The sequence below is a fragment of the Candidatus Kuenenia stuttgartiensis genome, from assembly GCF_900232105.1.
GTDB classification, from domain to species: Bacteria; Planctomycetota; Brocadiia; order Brocadiales; family Brocadiaceae; genus Kuenenia; species Kuenenia stuttgartiensis_A.
The window spans coordinates 3,368,991-3,385,386 of sequence record NZ_LT934425.1; the positions used below are offsets into that span (position 1 = coordinate 3,368,991).

The following is a 16,396-nucleotide window of genomic DNA, read 5'->3' on the forward strand; positions in this document are numbered from 1 at the left end:
AATACCGGGACAATCCGGAAGGGGTGAACTGTTGCCTTCCTGAAAATTATACATCAACTACATGCCAATAATCCATGCACACATACGGCTATATCCTGAGAATATTGAAAAAGGTCGAGAAGCCTTCCTTTTTCAATATCAATTTCCGCAATAGTCGCAGGAGAAAATCCCACAAGGATACGGGATTGACCGGCAGGGCAAAGTCCGCGCAAGAATAACGGGCTTTTAATCTCATGCTCCATGTTTAAAAAACGTGAAAGAAAGTGAATGCCTCTGAAAAAAGAAGATGACTTTGCCTTAGAAGATTTGATTGCAAGTTTGTATAGGGCATTTATTTCAGGAAAGTCTAATAAAGATAAAGCCTTGATCAATGTGCCGTTCTGTGTATAGACCATAACCCTTTTTCCCTGGGTGTCATTAATTATTATTTTATCTTCAAAAAACACAAGATTATGGCATCCTTTTATAGAGGGGTCTTCCAGTACAAGGCGATTTGTTGTCGTATTGTAAACGGCGCCAAACCGGTTAAAGAGGACGTATAACTCATTATTATGCACTGCAACTGCATTTAAATGCGTATGGCTTGGCTGTCTGGCGGGCAAGACTTTAAGCCACAGCAGTCTGTTGTCGGTTGTTTTATCAATTTTCAACGGTGAGAGGGAAAAATGCTTCTGCAGGGTTGGACTTTCTCTTGCCCACCAGGATTTGATGGAATTTCCTTGTGTATCAATGCCAATCACGCAATCTATTGCGGTGGAGGTAAGCCAAATTACGTTATCATGATGAAAAATCTCATGCAATCCGACAAACAAATTATTTGATATCTTCCCTTTTGGCGTAAGGGAGAGGTCAAAAAGAATCAGGCTATGGTAGGTTGCGACATAGATTGTATCATTAATCTTAACGATGCCCCTTCCGCCCCTTGAGTTGCCCCGTGGGTTAGCATCGTCTTTTTCTGTAATAAGCGGATCGGTAGGCGATAACGTTGTTTTCCTCTTTATTTTTTTGGTTGCCCAGTCAATGCTAACCAATTCCCCGCCCTGTGCAATAGGCCCCTGTCGTACCACCGTGCTAAAATAAACTTCCATTCACTTATATCTCCGCAAAAAAGTATTTAAACCAAAACAACATTTTACAGGCCAAAGGCGTCTTTTGCATGTTTTATCGTATTTTCCCATGAAAAGATTTTTTGTGAGGCCACCGTATTTCTTGCATATGCTTCGACCGTTTCCGGATCGGATAATTCCGCTATTGCACGTGTAAGGTCTTCAACATCAGGGTCAAAGTAGGGAATACCGGAAGCGGTGTAGCCTGTCTTGTGTGATTTAACGAGGATGCCATTATACCGGTCTTGTATCACCTCATTATGGGGCGGGATGTTGTTGGTGATTGTGGGTAATCCGAAAGAGACTGCCTCATAAAAATGCTGTCCTAACCCTTCCCACCTGCTTGGTGCGAGGCACACATGGCATGATGAAAACAAATCATAATATTCCTTTGCGGATAAATCTTCTTTAATGTGTATAATTCTTTTATCAGTAAAATCATCAATATGTTCCGTATTTGACCGCTCCCCCTGCGCCTTGATAATGAGCCTTATATTGGGATTTTGTACTTGTGTAAAGGCCTTGACTGTTTTTCGTATGGGCTTTCTGCCGCCCTGAAAGCCGCCAGGAAAATAAAAATAAATGGCGTCTCCCCGTTTTTTCGACACGGAATTAAGAAGTTCCGGATGGCATCCCCACGGCACCCACGGGCTGTCAACGCCAAAGTCGGCGTATCGTGTGCATTCGCATTTGTTTAAAGAATAAATTATGTCATATGCGTCGATGGCGCCTTTCATGGGGCGTATGCCTGAATTACTTAATAAACACCTTCCTGCCATTTTCCACATAAATGGTTTCAACGGTATTTTTTTATAACCGGTTAGGTGTTGTATCCCGAAACTTTCCCAGATAAATCTTCCGATGGTCTTTATCCCCATTGCGCGTAACGCCGCAATTTCCTTAAATTGCAAATTTGAATCAAAGAATATCAGATCGAGTGAATTGTGAACAGCCCATTCTTTGTATTCTTTTAAGGGGATTACAAAATTAGAGGCATGGGCAACGCCTTCCTGTTCCCATACATCTGATTTGGCAATGAATTTTGGCAGGGCGTCATTATCCCTTGTGGGCCTTGCAAGCACAAAGGTCTTGTGTCCAAGTTCATCTAATATAGAGCGCAGATAACGTGAAACAGTAGCCTGTCCTCTGTTTAACCAGGTGCTGACTATGCCGATATGCATCATTTTGCCTTTCTTTAATTTTACTATCGTCAAACAAATCGTAAAAGCTGAGGATACGTTAATGCCGGCGGTGTGCAATGAGTTCTCTTACTTTCGGATGTTTTATTTTTTATATGACTGTGCCGCAGTTGTTCTCAAGAGGTTTTTAATATGAATTTCAAAATATAATTGCAATATTTTGCATATTGATTTATAGCATCTCCGACTGTTTTATAGATAATACTTTTATCTAAATTGTTATATTCATGAACAATTGCATTTCTAAATCCGGCGCTTTTCGAGATTTCTTCGGCAAAATCCCTCTGCAAAACATTCAAGTCAGCAAGGAGTAAGAATGTGTCTCTATATGTCTTTGGCGCTTCCATATCCGGTCTGGCCAATTCAGAAATAAGGTGCTCATTAATATCGATAGCCCTGCCAATGATCTCCATTAAGATATTTTTTAGCGCCGCATACTTTATAAAATCTTCCGCAATCTGGCTAATTGTAAAATCATAGAATATCTTTAATCTTTCCAAATCACGGGTAATTAAATTCAGTTTTTCTTTTAAAAATTCTTTATCAATCATCTGAAATACTAAACGCCTAAATTTTGCAGCCGTTTCTTAATAAGCACTTCTTTTAACCTTAAAAGGTCTTGGCTATCATAATAATCGCGGAAGGCATAGGATTTAAAAGAATTATAATCATAACTCTTACCGTAAAGCAGAACTCCTTTACTCATTACCTGATAACGAAACAGGGAATTGGTATTATGAAGGGATTTTACATCTATTTCCTTAACTTTAAATATTTCAGCAAATTCGTTATTCAAATCAATCAGATTTTCAAAGGTGATGGGTCTTGTTCCCAAAACAGCAATATCAATATCACTTTCTTTACAAGTTCGCCCGCTTGCATGAGAACCATAAAGTATAACTAACAAGAGGTTGTATTTCCTGGCAATATGATCAATTTCAGGCTTTGACATTAAAATGTTCATCAGTGGCCTCTCTCTCTCTTTATAATCTAAAAGTCTTTTTTATATGTTCGGTGGTGGTATTCCATGAATATTTTTTTTGCAATTGTATCGTATTGTTTGAGAGTTCCGTTATTTTATTTACGTCAGACAGTTCCTCTATTGCCCTTGCAAGGTCATCCACATCAGGGTCGTAGATGGGTATTCCCGATTGTTTATAACCAATTTTTACCGATTTTACAAGCAGCCCATTCTTTCCGTCTTCAATGACTTCATTGTGAGGGGGGATGTTATTGGTGATTGTGGGCAATCCGAAGGAGATTGTTTCATAAAAATGTTGCCCTAAACCTTCCCATCTGCTTGGCGCCAAACATACATGACAGGAGGAGAATAAATTATAATATTCCTTTGCGGGCAGGTCTTTCACTATTTTTATGAGTCGTGTATCCGGGAAGTCTTCAATATTCTCGGTCGTTGTCCTTGTTCCCTGTGCTTTAATAATCAGGCGAATGTCAGGATTTTTTACCTTCATAAAGGCTTCAACCGTCTTTCTCATCGGTTTTCTCGCCCCCTGAAAACCGCCCGGAAAGAAAAAATAAATAGCATCTTCACGTTTTTGCGGTTTTACTGCAAGTAGTTCCGGATGGCAGCCCCATTGGATCCAGGGGCTGTCAATCCCAAAGTCTTTGTATCGCGCCTGTTCACATTTTGTGAGAGAATAGACGATATCAAATGCCTCCTTTGCACCAATGACGTCCTTGTTGGTAAAGCACTCCCGCATATACCGGCAAAAAGCCTTCATATCCCTTGTCCGAAGGATTGTTTTAAGGCCTTTTGCATGTTTTTCTCCAAAACCTTCCCAGACGAAACGGCCAAAGGTTTTAATGCCCTTTGACCGCAGATATTTAATCTTGTCATACTCATTGTTTTCATCAAAAAAAATGATCTGGATGGCATTTTTTTCTATCCAGGAGAGATATTCTTCTAAGGGGATGAAAAAACGAGACGCCCTGGTAACGTCCCCCTGGTTCCATACGTCAGCCGTAGAGATAAAATTGGGCAAATCATCGGTATCGCTTGTGGGGCGGGCAAGTACGAATGTGTGATGTCCCAAATTGTCAAAAACAGACCTGAGATAACGGGACACCGTGCTTTGTCCCCTATTCCACCAGGAGCTAACTATTCCTATGCTGAGTTTTTTCATCGGCGAAAAAAATGGGTAAGGTTGTTGTACCATCGTTGCGTGTTCATAAGCTTAAGACAATCGTGATATCCTGCCTGTTCAAGTGCTTCTCTCATATTGAGGAGGGTAAAACCTTTTCTCCAGTAATTACTGGATGGGGCAAATAGCGTTACCTTTTTTTTCACATGTTCTGTCGTCCATTGAAGAACGTTACCGGGTAATGTTCTTTCCATAAAATCATAGAGCAATTTCAGTGTTTCATGCGGTTCCGCTATTAAATCCTCATTGCGTAATAAAAGAAAATTTTTCCCGAATGTTTTCCTGCCTGCCTCGTGTGTTTGCTGAAAGGTATATTTCCAAATCATTAAAACCTTCAAATAGTCGTTGCAATTTTTCATATGGGCATATTCGGGTGTTTTTATCAATAATTTATAAAGTTCGTAACTTCCCCACGGATTCCTTTCGATGATGGTTTTGAAAAAGGTTTTTTTCGTAGAATACTTTTCTCTGTGTTTCTGTTCTCTGCCAAAAATATACGACGTGGTGATTGCACGCGGGTCCCGAACGATAAGGATGAGTTTTGAATCCGGGTCGATTCTCTTGAGTACCGGGATTTTGGTGTACATTCGTGTAAATTTAATAACGGTATCTTCAGAGCGGGAAATCAAATATTTTATGTAATCAATGCAATATTGCGGTAAATCTCTTTCGAGTTCCAGGGAGGCGTCCCTTGGTGTGCCATAATTTAACAAATCGATGTCTTTTAATAAGGGGTATGTTTTTTGAAAATCTTCCCTGCATTTTCTGATCTTTTCAAAAAGATCAACATTTTGTATGCCGCTACCCCCTCCGTGTTTTGGAATTCTACCTGCGGCAAAAGGTTCATAATATAAATCAAGATTCTTGTCCTGACACAATATATCATAAACAATTGTTGTTCCTGACCGGCGCATTCCCTGTATAAAAACATTCATTTACGATCCCCCCCCATGAGTGGAAAAGAATGAGAGACAAAACAGCAGCCGCCTGCGTGTATTACTTTTATTTTAGTGTATGTAAAATCAAGGCGGCAGTATATCAAAATACGGAAGAGAAGGAAACGGAAAATAGAGAGATAGTTGAAGGGGAAGCAGTGGGGGGAGACAGTCGGCTGTTGGCAATCTACAGCCTGCAATTTGCCGGTTGCCGATTGTATTTATTTTGTTTTCACATTTACATAATTACCAGTTCCGCATGCAATGCGCCGGCTTTTTTAATGGCCTGGAATATCGAGATGAGGTCCCTTGGGGTTACGCCCAATACATTAAGTGCACGCGCAACGTCGGAAATAGAGACGCCTTCCTGCAGTACGGTCAATCTGCTTTTTTCTTCGCTTACCTGTATATCCGTGCGTGCCATATCCCTTGTTTCACCTGCACCCAGCATATTTGGCTGTGAAACCTCCTTTTCTTCCTTGATCGTTATACTGAGGTTTCCATGGGCAACTGCAACCGTGGATATTCTTACATGCTGGTCTGCAACAATGGTGCCGGTGCGTTCATTAATAATTATCTTAGCGACGCTGTCGGTTTTAATGTAAAGTTCTTCCAGGGTAGAGATAAATTTTACTATAGTCTCATCGGACTGAAACCCCTGCGGAGGTCTTATATTGATAACCGCCGCATCAACCGCAACTGAAGAATTTGGATAAATATTATTAATAAGCTCTGTTACCCTTGTGGAGGTGGTGAAATCAGGGTCTCTCAGCACAATATTCAGTGCCTGCCCCTTCAAAAAGGTGGTGTGAATCTCCTTTTCAACGATCGCTCCGTTTGAAATATGGGCGGTAGTGGATATGTTTTTCCTGACAGACTGTGCATCGCCTTTGATGCTGTAACCGCCTACGGTAAGCGCGCCCTGAGCTACGGCATACACTTCATTATCAGCGCCCTGCAATGCGGTCTGAAGCAGCACGCCGCCTTCCAGACTTTTACAGTCACCAATGGAAGAAAGCGTTATGTCCAGCTTATCGCCCGGCCTTGCAAATGCAGGGATATTCGTGGTGACCATGACCACCGCGGTGTTTTTGGAAAAGAAGTCTTTTTCATCCATTAGCACCCCCAGTTTTTCAAATATATTTACTGCCATTTGGCTGGTAAGTTTAAAGATTTGACTGTTATCGCCTGTTCCCTGAAGTCCGATAACTATGCCATATCCGTAAAGCTGGTTTTCACGCACGCCCTGAACATACGCAATATCTTTAATTCTGACTGCGGCCTGTACGTGATGTACAAAGAGGCTTATCAGTGTTGTGCCTGCGATAATAAAAGACGTTATAACACACTTCAACATAAACCTTATTGTAAACTGTTTTTTTCCCATAGCATTCACCGTAAGTTGTTAATGGATAATTTGTCTTTCTGTGTTTTATTAAATCTGTATAATCGTAACACTTTAGTTTTTTGAAAAATTCCCGTTATAGAAAAAATACCATGTAGCCCCGTCAGGGGCGGTCTGTTTGTAGCGCAATAAAATTCAATAAGGTAAATAGCTCCGTAGGAGCGGCCTGTCCGTATTCAGGCAGACCTGTTTAATATGGATTTACAAGAGACAGGTCGCTCCTAATTGCAGAGACAGGTTTCAAACCTGTCTCTACGATCTGTTATAATATTCTATTTTGCTACAAACAGGCTGCTCCTACGGAGCTTATAGGTAATACATTTTTCAAAAAACTAAAGTGTTACGTATAATCTGTGGCTTTTTTTATTAATTTAGGATTTTAAATCGTGCTTCGTAACTAGCTTAAAATGGCGATACAAATTCCTTCAGGCGATAAAACCAGCCCCGTTTGGCGGCATTTGTCAAAAAACCTTTGCCTTCAAGGCTTATACTGGCATTTGCAATCGAGCTTGATTGAATTACATTATCCACACTTACATCGATTGGCCGTATGATCCCTGATACCTTTATATTGTATTTTTCCTTATTAATATCCACCTCTCTGTTCCCTTCAATAATAAGATTCCCATTTGATAATATTTCCGTTACCACAGCGGTGATTTCCAATTGAAGGCTGCGGCTGCTGTCGTATTGCCCCGTACCGCCAAAAGTGTGCTCAGTTTGTGATTTTACATTGGGTAAATAGTCTTGCAATGCCCCTAATTTCTTGGAAAAATCTGAAGCGTCCACATTTATGTTATGGCTTGTGCTTTGGTCTGCGCTGGAATCTTCTTTTCCGGTAATTGCCGTTGACTCATTTATCGTGACCGTCACAATGTCGCCGATACGCATTGCCCTGTTGTCATTATAAAGGTTTGTATTTAACGTAATGCGTTTTTGCCAGAGAGATTCTCCCATAGCATCGGTTACGAATGCAATACAAGTGAAACATGCAATAAGATAGGGAATAGTTTTCTTTTTCATAAGAGACTCCGCCAGTGGTTGTTCTGATTTAAAATATTTTGACCAAGTAGGGGCGAATAATTATTCGCCCTAAAGGATTATCTTCACGGTACAATCATCCTGCACTTCGCCGTATAATTCCTTTTTTGTATCTAAATTCATAACCTTAATCGCCCGTCCTTTGTAACCGTCTTCTTTCGCAACTCCCTTTGTGAGAATACTAAGGTTGCCGATTTTTACAAGAATCTTGACGAGTTCGCCCTTTTTTATCACTGCGGGGTCATCTACCATGTTTTGCGTAAGGGGTTTGCCGGGAGGAATGGTATATAAGACACGTTTCCCCAAAAGAGGTTCTACACTGTCAATGGTAGTAAACCCTGGCATGCTTGTTGTTTCGATACGTTTTATACAAATATCCTTAGTGGTTAAAATATCGTTTCTGTTGATTTTCCTGTTGGCGACTACGATTTCTTCATAGCGCCGTATAGTAAAATACATTGGTATTTTATGATATTGTTTCTCATCAAGATAAATCCGTACCACTACCTGAACCCTGCCGCTGCTTTTGTTTGCATTTACCTGTGAAACCTCTATGCGCATAATTCCTCCGCCCAGTGGCAGCATTATATCGTTTGGAGGCCTTTCGGCTTCGACAACGATTTCTTCATTTCTCTCAGAGTATGCAAGCTTTGTGATGACAAACTCTTTTGCGGTTTGTAAAATCTCGTCGCCGGTAATGGTGAATGATTCTACGGATATCATGGTAAAATCATTCCTGCCAAACGAGACTTTATTGGGGTTTATTCCTGCGTCCAGCATACGTGAAGCTATAATATTCTTTTCTATTTTTCTGACGTTGCCCGGCCACGGAGTGTTTCCGATAAATACGTTATGCGCTCTTTTTAAAAGGTCTGCGTCACTGCATGACAGGTCTGCAATATCGCCAAGGGTAACTTCCTTTTCGGGAAGTGATACGGATTCTTTCAACTCGACCGTAATCTGTTGTCCAAAGGATACAGAAACGATTGCAAACATTATGAATATTATGAATATCCCCCCCTTAGCCCCCCCCAGAGGGAGGGGAATTATCCCTCGTCTTTTGTCCCTCATTTTTCGCCCCTCATTCTTTACCTGGCCATACTGTTAATGGTGGATAACATTTCATCGCTTGCTGATATTGCCCTGGAGTTAATTTCGTAAGCACGCTGTGCAGTGATAAGGCTTACGAGTTCCGTAACGGTTTCAACATTGGAGTTCTCAAGAAATCCCTGATAAATCTCTCCTGTTCCCTGTTCCCCCGCCACAGTTACAATTGGGGAACCCGACGCCATAGTTTCAAGATAGAGATTTTTGCCCAGACTGTCGAGTCCGGAAGGATTGGGGAACATTGTCAACATAATTTGCCCGACGTTTTGAAGCGTCCCGCTGGGGTCTGACCCTTTCACATAGACCGTGCCGTCGGTGCCAATGGAAATTTCCGTTGCGTTAGTGATCGTAATGGAGGGCGATAACGGCAATCCGTCTGCTGTCACGACTTCTCCTTTACTGTTTAATTGAAATGAACCGTCTCTTGTGTATGCAATGCTGCCGTCAGACTGCTGGATTTGGAAGAACCCTTTTCCCTGGATGGCGAGATCTAACTCTCTCTCAGTGTTTACGTGATTACCCTGGGAAAACACCTTGGAAATGGAAATTGTTCTCACACCGCCGCCAAGCTGAATACCTGCCGGGATCTCGAAACCCTGCGCAGACTCAGAACCCGCTATATACCGTTTGCTGTAAAGGAGGTCCTGAAAGTTGACCTGGCTCCTTTTAAACCCTGTGGTATTAATATTTGATAAGTTGTTTGAAACATTGTCCAGAAAAAGCTGTTGTGCCTTCATACCTGTTGCTGCTGTGTAGAGCGCTCGTAACATTTTATATTCTCCTTAGATTTTTATGAGACAAGTCCGATAAGTTTTTTCAAAGAATCGTTTATGGAGTCAGTTGATTTATTGCCGGATTGAAAGCTTCTCATATTGGCAATCATATTTACCATTTCATCGATAACGTTTACATTTGATTTTTCCAGATAACCCTGTGCAATCTCAACCGTTCCATCTGCGGTGGTAGGGTTTGCTTTATCCGATGCGATATAAGCGCTTCCACCGATTGATTTAAGACCGTCAGGGTTCAAAAAATTAACGATATTGAGTTTGCTTATCGTTTTGCCGTCGACGGAAACAGAGCCGTCTGTTTTAAAGGTAAATGATTGTGCTTTCGCCGGTATTTGAATAGGGCCCCCACTGCTCATCAACGGCCAACCTTCAGGGGTTACCACTGTCCTGTCGCGGGAAAGCATAAATTGTCCGCTTCTGGTATAAGCGATCCCTGCTTTGGTTTGAACTTCAAAAAAACCGTCGCCCTTTATTGCAAGGTCAAGTTCATTGCCGGTGAATTGCATCACCCCTGGTGAAAAATCGGTCGCCACTTTTCCTAAAGTACTGCCCGTCCCTTCTGAAGCCTCTTTTGTCTGGTTTTTTGCACCGGCAACGAAAGACTCAAATACGGCAATATTCTTTTTGTATCCGACGGTATTTACATTTGCCAGATTCCGGGCAATAACGGCCTGGTATTCCCCCTGTCCCATCATATTCGTTGCTCCGGTGTATAAGCCGCTAATCATTCTATCTATCCTCCATGGTTGCAAAAAAAAAGGATTAAAAAACTCTGTTGCTGCATTAAGGCAGCAATCCCAATACCAAATGCAGGAATAAATAAAATGATGCATGATATGTGCGCTTAAGGGGTGTATTTGCAAATGGTTACAATATCGTTGCACCGGGTATGGAATAATACATTTTCAATATGCTGTGAAAGAAGGGGGCAATTATTTCCTGTCTGGGGTGAATAAATTTTCCTGGTGTGAGAGGGTATTGTTGAAAAAACTTACAGGGAAAAGGCTAATGGCTAATGGCTAATGGCTCATGGCTCATAATTTATGGTTAATGGTTTAGCACGGTTGGGATGGGAGTAACGGTAGTGGTTGAATGGTTATGCAGAGAGGCGGTGGAGGAGTACAGCTAAACCCAACATTAACCATTCGCGGTATTCAAAAAGCTAAAGTATTTCTATTCCGTTTATTTATGAGGTTTGTTTATGGAAATGATATTCAACTTTTCCACAATTTTAAAATGCTTTATATTGTTGGTGAGAAGGGTTAAATTATAACAAAGGCAAGTTGCAGCTATTAAAAGGTCGAAGTCACCTATTACTATTTTAAGTTTTCTCAGTTTTCCCCGCTCTTTTCCGAAGATTTTACATATTTCATCTTCAAGTCCCAGGATCAAGACTCCGGTTAGAAAATCGTCTAAAGCTTTTTTATCTCCTTTAGGATTCGTTGAATAATAAACACCTTCGTATAATTCTGCTAAAGAGATAACGCTAATGGCCAGTCCTTCTTTTCTAAGAGCCACAAGCCGTTTAACTATCTCTTCTTGTCCATTGAGATAATGAATAATCCAGTCGGTATCGATAAGATATGAGGGTGTCATAATTTTGGTTCATTTCTGGTGGATACAAGGCGATCCGCATAAATATCCTTCATTAATTTTTCTGCATCAATGGTTCCTTTCCAACTTCCCGCGGATTTTTCAAAGGCATCTTCTTCTTTCCCAGAAGGAATTTCGATTATGGTTATAGTAATTTCCTTTCCTTCCGCAATGTCTATTTTCTCCATAGGCTCAATTATTCCCCTGGAAAATCTGGCTTTAATTGTTTTTCCCATCTTTAGTCCTCTTTTTAAATGTAAAATAATTGTTCTGGAATATTATATTTATTTCTCTATAGTATTTTTTGTGATTATCGCTTATCGCATCAATAATGATATAAGTAATTGGATTTGAAATCATCTTAATTTTTTAAAAGGGTTATTGAGTTATCCCTGCTTTCCCTAAGCTGGCATAGCCAGTCGGGTAGGGCATGGCATTGCCTGCCTTACATGGCTAAGCCCACTAAATTCATGTATTGCGGCGAGGTTCGTCGCACTACAAATGACAATTTCCAGTATCGGCTCAATAAATAAGGGTAATACATTTACATTCCCCGTATAAACCTGATAGATGCTTACCTTGACACGTGTTTTCTTCTATTTATTGAGCGGATATTGGGAAATGTTAATTTGGAGAACTCCTCTCTCTGTGGGCAAGTGAAAAAGAGAGAGGAGCTCCAAATTATTATCGAAAAGGCTGGAAATTACCTCTTGAGGTTAACGGCTTCCGCGAGTACCTCGTCTGCGGTGCTGATAACACGTGAGTTAAGCTGGAAACCTCTTTGCGCCATGATGAGCGACGTTAGTTCCGACGTCATGTCCACATTGGACGCCTCTAAATATCCATTGTATATATCTCCGGCGCTTCCCGTACCTCCGACTGTGTAAAGCGGTTCTCCGGAGGAGTCTGTTTGTTCATATAAATTGTCTCCAGACCTTCTTAGTCCCTGTACATTGCCAAAGGTGGCGAGTTGTAACTGGGCAATTTTGCTCGATGTTCCGTTTGAATATAATGCGGACAAAGTGCCGTCAGTATTCACCGAAAAACTGCTGAAACTACCCGATTCGGAACCGTCCTGCTCTGATGCGGTAACCGAAGAACCTTTGCCGCTCTGGTAAATACCGTCAGTTTTTCCGAATGTTCCAAGTTTAAACTTCACAGTTTGTGAAGTGGTTATTCCATCAAATTTAAAGGTAAGGGTTGTATCCCCTGATGATTTAAGGCTACCGTCATCATTAAAAGTAATTGCGCTTATGGTATCGGTGGTAATTGTGCCGTCAGCGCTTGGCATACTTGCGCGCATATCCCATTCTCCATCATTTTTCTTAATAAAGGAAAGCGTTACGTTATGTCCTGTTCCCTGTGAGTCATAAATGGTTGTGGAGGTCGTATAAGTTGAAGCCTTTAAACTGTAATTTGTCCATGTGCCGGTAGCAGTGCTGCTATCTGATATCGAAAGAGAGAGTTCATCTTCGCCAGCGGTGGTTGATGTTACAATAATTTTTCCACTGGAAGAAAGAGTGGCAAATGCAGATCCATCACCCGCCGTTCCGGTGGTATCACCAAAAGCATTTGTATTTATATATGCCAGCAAATCGTCTACCGTGGTGCCGTCGTTTGCTGCACCATAAGTAAAATCTACAGAACCCGAAGTACCATCAGGTTCTGTGTAAGAGATAGTGATTATATCTGTTCCAGAGGTGTAATCTGTCGTATTGGTATCCAAGGCGTTTAATGTGGTTGCTCCGGTTGCAGCTACGCTGCTACTAGTAAGGGCGCTGGACAATATCAATACCTCACCCGAAGAACTAGACGGTGTTGATTCCAGGGTACCGGTCAGGGTCATCGTTGATGTTTTTGTCGCTGAAACTGACGAACCGTAAGGAATGGTAATGGTTTTACCGGATGAATCTAATATCTGATAACCGGTGGTTGAGTCAACGAGCTGGTTACTGGCGTCTGTGGCAAACGTCCCGACCCGGGAAAAGAAGTTTTTATTGCCGCCGTTCAATACAAAGAACCCATCACCCTGAATGGCAAAATCGAATTCATTGTTCGTTGCCTCAAGGGTTCCCTGGCTAAATAGGGAAGAAATGCTTCCGACCTTCACGCCCATGCCGATCTGCATAGGATTAACCCCGCCGCTCCCTTTATCCTGGCTGATCAGGTCGGAAAACAGCAACCGGGATGATTTATACCCGTAAGTATTAATATTGGACAGGTTATTTCCGATAACATCCAGCCAGCTCTGGTGCGAACGGATACCCGTTACACCCGCGTATAATGCTCCTCCTAAGCCCATTGTGTGCCTCCTTTCATTTTTAGATTTACGATTTACGATTTTTTTATCTGTGTAATCTATGCAATCTGTGGTTTCTTTATATCTTCCATTTTGACTCCGCGCCTATGGATGATATCCCGTCGCCCGAATCAGTTTCGGTTTCTCCTTATACGGTGGCGGCGGTGCTTTCCACTTGTATAAAATTCGATATGGAAACGGATTCGCCGTCTATGACAAACGATACCGTGCCGTCTTCTTCCAGCTTTACCCCTTCCACCACTCCGCTATATTCTCCTTCTCCATCGTCATCGCTGTAGGTAATGGTTTTGCCGATGAATCCGGAAGCGATCCCGATTTGATCCAGTTGCAGTGAAGCGGTATCAAGCGATGACAGGTCAGCAAGGTATTCCGTTTGCTGCGATGTCTGCTCCAGCGTGGTGAATTGCGCCAACTGTGACAGAAATTCTGAATTGTCCTGTGGGTCTAAGGGGTCCTGATAGCGCATCTGCGTGGTAAAAAGCGTAAGAAAGCTATCCGTTGTGATTTCAGAGCCTAAACTTGTGGTACTAGTAGTACTCATAGGTAATCTCCTTAAAAAATGTAATCTATTGTTAAATTTGATGATGCTGCGATTTTATTTTTAATTGATAGCACTTTATGACTATTTTCATTTTCTCCTGTAAGGTTTTCTTCTTTATGGCTGCCGTCTCTGGCCCCGTCCCGGCGCGGTGAATCGCCTTCGGCAAAATATGCCTGGGATTGCCGTTCGTGGTTGTTTTTGCTTTCATTTTGTACATACACTTCTACCCTATGTATCTCAACGCCATTTGTGGCGATTGATTCCTTCAGGCGATGGATATTGTTTTGTATTGCCGCCTTTACCTCCGCATTTTCCACATATATCTTTGCCCTGACCTCATCATTTTCCTCGGTGAGATGAAGTCTTACCGTGCCCAGCGCGGGTGGGGTTAGTTGTAGTTTGATTTCAGACGTATTGCCGTTGCGTAACGTCTTGATATTTTCCAATAGTTGTTCCATTACGTTATTTTGCAGGGTATTTGTACCGGCAGGGGTATTGCCCTGGAACAAGGGGGACGCAACATTCTTTTGATTTTCAGCGGAAGACAATATCGTAGTTGCTGAACCAGTGAGGGGTTCTGATATATTTTGCCGGAAATCAAAGTTGTTTAACTGGGAGTTATTTACCGGCGTCTTTTCCTGTTGATTATTGGGGGCAAAAGCAAACGTATCCTTCCCTTGTTGTGAAAGATTGCCGGATGAATTACCCTCCTCATTTCTCTGGAATGAGCCGGAACCGGAAGATGTGTTGAGAGGGGAAGCGGTCTGTTCTTTTGTACCGGCATCCTTAGTCTCATTCTTTCCCGCGGAATTATTAGGGTCGTTTGTTATTTTATGTGCGAATCCATTGATTTCCCCTGTGGTATGCTGCAAAAATGTCTTCAGTGTTTCAGCGGTTTTTGACGCCCTGTTCATAGTTAATCCTGCAAACTCCTGCATGGAAATACCGGCGTCCATAGGGGTGTTAAACGAGAATGCACTATTCCTGCCTTCGTTTACCATTGTTTGCAGGAGGGATTTTAGCGCATTGTGTGCCTCTCTTGTTTTTGAATCCGTGAGAGAAATCTCTGATACGGTAATATTCCCCTCATAATTGTTGAACAATCCATTCAACTGCGAAACAACACCTTCGCCGGCAGCAGGCGGCATATTTGTTATCGAGGAATTCCCTGATGAGGCCATTCCCTTAGTATTGGCATTAAAAATGAATGATTCTAAAAGGGTTGAACGTGTATCACCACCCGGGAGGTGTTTTTTTGTATTTCCTTCGTTATCCGCAAGTATATTTGGATGCAAAGAGATACTCTCTCCGGCAAAAGCAGGGAGATGCCTTTCTGCAAATACACCTGATTGCAAAGAAACGCCATCGTTCTTTGAGGGGTTTGTTTGAAAGAATGACGTTAAGGTGTTGAGCAACTTAATCCCCTCCCTTTGGGGGGGATAGGGGGGGGATTTCAGTGCGTTTAATAACTGTTTCAATGCGGCAAGTATTTCCCCTTTATCAGTATCAGAAAACAATGCCTTTTCTGCGGTAAGTGTATTAAAAAAATTATAAAGTTTTTCGGATTCCGCAGTGTTTGCATTTCCCTGAAGTACGTTGATTATTGTATTTGCCAGAGCATCTGGATTTAACATGTTTGCAAAAATCGTGTCGCCTTCCGGTTCTTCGCCTTCAGCGATTTTTTCAGTAATTGTTTTTGAAAGGGTTTCAAGGGCGTTTTTTGCACTTTTCCCCTCTGGCTTTTTTGCGGATGGGGAAGTGTGGTGTGTAAGAAATTCTTCAAACGGTTCTGCAAGGTCTTCTACTTCATTATCGGCGAAACCAGTATTTGAACCATTAGCGCTGATGTTGGCATTGTTTGCGTCTTGCCGTGCTTCATTGAGCATTTTTGGTGAGGAATAGCTGCTGTTAAAAAGTTCGAGTATTGGAGACATGTTTTTTCCCCTTTTTGGTTAAAATGTGTATAGTGTTACAACCACGGAACACACGGAAAATTCTTTTTAATTAAAATGGGTATGGTATTACCCGGTAAAAATCATTTTTCATTATAGTGGCAAGATACGCCTTGCCACTGCATGAACAGTTTGAAATTCCTGTATGTGAACATGCGCAATAATAATGCCATGATTTTTTTTCAGAAAAAAGAGCGGGGGGATGCACGGTTTTATCCTTTCATACGCAGTTCTTTTTGATAGA

General features: G+C 41.8%; 16 protein-coding genes. All 16 read right to left on the reverse strand.

The genetic code is table 11. The features are described from left to right. Nucleotides 1–53: 53 nt before the first annotated feature. The 16 genes from KSMBR1_RS15755 to KSMBR1_RS15835 all read right to left on the reverse strand — a co-directional run bounded on the left by KSMBR1_RS15755 (nt 54) and on the right by KSMBR1_RS15835 (nt 16,134). On the reverse strand, nt 54–1,088 hold the full coding sequence (locus KSMBR1_RS15755) for a hypothetical protein (protein ID WP_099326169.1): 1,035 nt from the start codon (nt 1,086–1,088) through the stop codon (nt 54–56). A gap of 44 nt (nt 1,089–1,132) precedes the next feature. After that, nucleotides 1,133–2,290: a glycosyltransferase gene (locus KSMBR1_RS15760; RefSeq protein WP_157820650.1), complete on the reverse strand. Its 1,158-nt coding sequence runs from the start codon at nt 2,288–2,290 to the stop codon at nt 1,133–1,135. Between the two features lie 131 nt (nt 2,291–2,421). After that, nucleotides 2,422–2,856, reverse strand: a complete 435-nt coding sequence (gene hepT, locus KSMBR1_RS15765; RefSeq protein ID WP_099326171.1) for a type VII toxin-antitoxin system HepT family RNase toxin — start codon at nt 2,854–2,856, stop codon at nt 2,422–2,424. A gap of 8 nt (nt 2,857–2,864) precedes the next feature. Continuing rightward, the gene (gene mntA, locus KSMBR1_RS15770) at nt 2,865–3,269 is read right to left on the reverse strand and encodes a type VII toxin-antitoxin system MntA family adenylyltransferase antitoxin (RefSeq protein ID WP_099326172.1); all 405 of its coding nucleotides are present in this window, start codon (nt 3,267–3,269) and stop codon (nt 2,865–2,867) included. Between the two features lie 19 nt (nt 3,270–3,288). Beyond that, complete coding sequence (locus KSMBR1_RS15775) at nt 3,289–4,392, reverse strand: glycosyltransferase (protein WP_157820651.1); 1,104 nt, start codon at nt 4,390–4,392, stop codon at nt 3,289–3,291. Between the two features lie 53 nt (nt 4,393–4,445). Then, on the reverse strand, nt 4,446–5,402 hold the full coding sequence (locus tag KSMBR1_RS15780) for a sulfotransferase (RefSeq protein WP_099326174.1): 957 nt from the start codon (nt 5,400–5,402) through the stop codon (nt 4,446–4,448). Between the two features lie 238 nt (nt 5,403–5,640). Continuing rightward, the gene (locus KSMBR1_RS15785; protein WP_099326175.1) at nt 5,641–6,789 is read right to left on the reverse strand and encodes a flagellar basal body P-ring protein FlgI; all 1,149 of its coding nucleotides are present in this window, start codon (nt 6,787–6,789) and stop codon (nt 5,641–5,643) included. Between the two features lie 420 nt (nt 6,790–7,209). Next, complete coding sequence (locus tag KSMBR1_RS15790; RefSeq protein ID WP_099326176.1) at nt 7,210–7,830, reverse strand: flagellar basal body L-ring protein FlgH; 621 nt, start codon at nt 7,828–7,830, stop codon at nt 7,210–7,212. A gap of 69 nt (nt 7,831–7,899) precedes the next feature. Next, on the reverse strand, nt 7,900–8,844 hold the full coding sequence (flgA, locus tag KSMBR1_RS15795) for a flagellar basal body P-ring formation chaperone FlgA (RefSeq protein ID WP_169703722.1): 945 nt from the start codon (nt 8,842–8,844) through the stop codon (nt 7,900–7,902). Nucleotides 8,845–8,936: 92 nt separating this feature from the next. Continuing rightward, the gene (gene flgG / locus KSMBR1_RS15800; protein WP_099326178.1) at nt 8,937–9,725 is read right to left on the reverse strand and encodes a flagellar basal-body rod protein FlgG; all 789 of its coding nucleotides are present in this window, start codon (nt 9,723–9,725) and stop codon (nt 8,937–8,939) included. A 20-nt stretch (nt 9,726–9,745) separates the two neighbouring features. Further along, on the reverse strand, nt 9,746–10,474 hold the full coding sequence (flgF, locus tag KSMBR1_RS15805; RefSeq protein ID WP_157820652.1) for a flagellar basal-body rod protein FlgF: 729 nt from the start codon (nt 10,472–10,474) through the stop codon (nt 9,746–9,748). A 454-nt stretch (nt 10,475–10,928) separates the two neighbouring features. Then, nucleotides 10,929–11,342 (reverse strand): type II toxin-antitoxin system VapC family toxin, encoded by a 414-nt coding sequence (locus KSMBR1_RS15815; protein WP_099326181.1) that lies wholly within the window; start codon nt 11,340–11,342, stop codon nt 10,929–10,931. Beyond that, nucleotides 11,339–11,575, reverse strand: coding sequence for an antitoxin AF2212-like protein (locus KSMBR1_RS15820; protein WP_099326182.1), 237 nt, complete (start codon nt 11,573–11,575; stop codon nt 11,339–11,341). The genes KSMBR1_RS15815 and KSMBR1_RS15820 overlap by 4 nt, the downstream gene beginning before the upstream one ends. A 467-nt stretch (nt 11,576–12,042) precedes the next feature. Further along, complete coding sequence (locus KSMBR1_RS15825; protein WP_099326183.1) at nt 12,043–13,641, reverse strand: flagellar hook protein FlgE; 1,599 nt, start codon at nt 13,639–13,641, stop codon at nt 12,043–12,045. A 145-nt stretch (nt 13,642–13,786) separates the two neighbouring features. After that, nucleotides 13,787–14,200 (reverse strand): flagellar hook assembly protein FlgD, encoded by a 414-nt coding sequence (locus KSMBR1_RS15830; RefSeq protein ID WP_099326184.1) that lies wholly within the window; start codon nt 14,198–14,200, stop codon nt 13,787–13,789. Between the two features lie 11 nt (nt 14,201–14,211). Beyond that, nucleotides 14,212–16,134, reverse strand: coding sequence for a flagellar hook-length control protein FliK (locus tag KSMBR1_RS15835; RefSeq protein WP_099326185.1), 1,923 nt, complete (start codon nt 16,132–16,134; stop codon nt 14,212–14,214). Nucleotides 16,135–16,396: the final 262 nt, after the last annotated feature.

Bases quoted from the DNA above. Each gene is read 5' to 3' on its own strand.
- flgF (WP_157820652.1), bottom strand. From the start codon at position 10,474: ATGATTAGCGGCTTATACACCGGAGCAACGAATATGATGGGACAGGGG.
- KSMBR1_RS15790 (WP_099326176.1), bottom strand. From the start codon at position 7,830: ATGAAAAAGAAAACTATTCCCTATCTTATTGCATGTTTCACTTGTATT.
- KSMBR1_RS15830 (WP_099326184.1), bottom strand. From the start codon at position 14,200: ATGAGTACTACTAGTACCACAAGTTTAGGCTCTGAAATCACAACGGAT.
- hepT (WP_099326171.1), bottom strand. From the start codon at position 2,856: ATGATTGATAAAGAATTTTTAAAAGAAAAACTGAATTTAATTACCCGT.
- KSMBR1_RS15755 (WP_099326169.1), bottom strand. From the start codon at position 1,088: ATGGAAGTTTATTTTAGCACGGTGGTACGACAGGGGCCTATTGCACAG.
- KSMBR1_RS15820 (WP_099326182.1), bottom strand. From the start codon at position 11,575: ATGGGAAAAACAATTAAAGCCAGATTTTCCAGGGGAATAATTGAGCCT.
- KSMBR1_RS15780 (WP_099326174.1), bottom strand. From the start codon at position 5,402: ATGAATGTTTTTATACAGGGAATGCGCCGGTCAGGAACAACAATTGTT.
- KSMBR1_RS15835 (WP_099326185.1), bottom strand. From the start codon at position 16,134: ATGTCTCCAATACTCGAACTTTTTAACAGCAGCTATTCCTCACCAAAA.
- mntA (WP_099326172.1), bottom strand. From the start codon at position 3,269: ATGAACATTTTAATGTCAAAGCCTGAAATTGATCATATTGCCAGGAAA.
- flgG (WP_099326178.1), bottom strand. From the start codon at position 9,725: ATGTTACGAGCGCTCTACACAGCAGCAACAGGTATGAAGGCACAACAG.
- KSMBR1_RS15825 (WP_099326183.1), bottom strand. From the start codon at position 13,641: ATGGGCTTAGGAGGAGCATTATACGCGGGTGTAACGGGTATCCGTTCG.
- KSMBR1_RS15760 (WP_157820650.1), bottom strand. From the start codon at position 2,290: ATGATGCATATCGGCATAGTCAGCACCTGGTTAAACAGAGGACAGGCT.
- KSMBR1_RS15815 (WP_099326181.1), bottom strand. From the start codon at position 11,342: ATGACACCCTCATATCTTATCGATACCGACTGGATTATTCATTATCTC.
- KSMBR1_RS15785 (WP_099326175.1), bottom strand. From the start codon at position 6,789: ATGGGAAAAAAACAGTTTACAATAAGGTTTATGTTGAAGTGTGTTATA.
- flgA (WP_169703722.1), bottom strand. From the start codon at position 8,844: ATGTTTGCAATCGTTTCTGTATCCTTTGGACAACAGATTACGGTCGAG.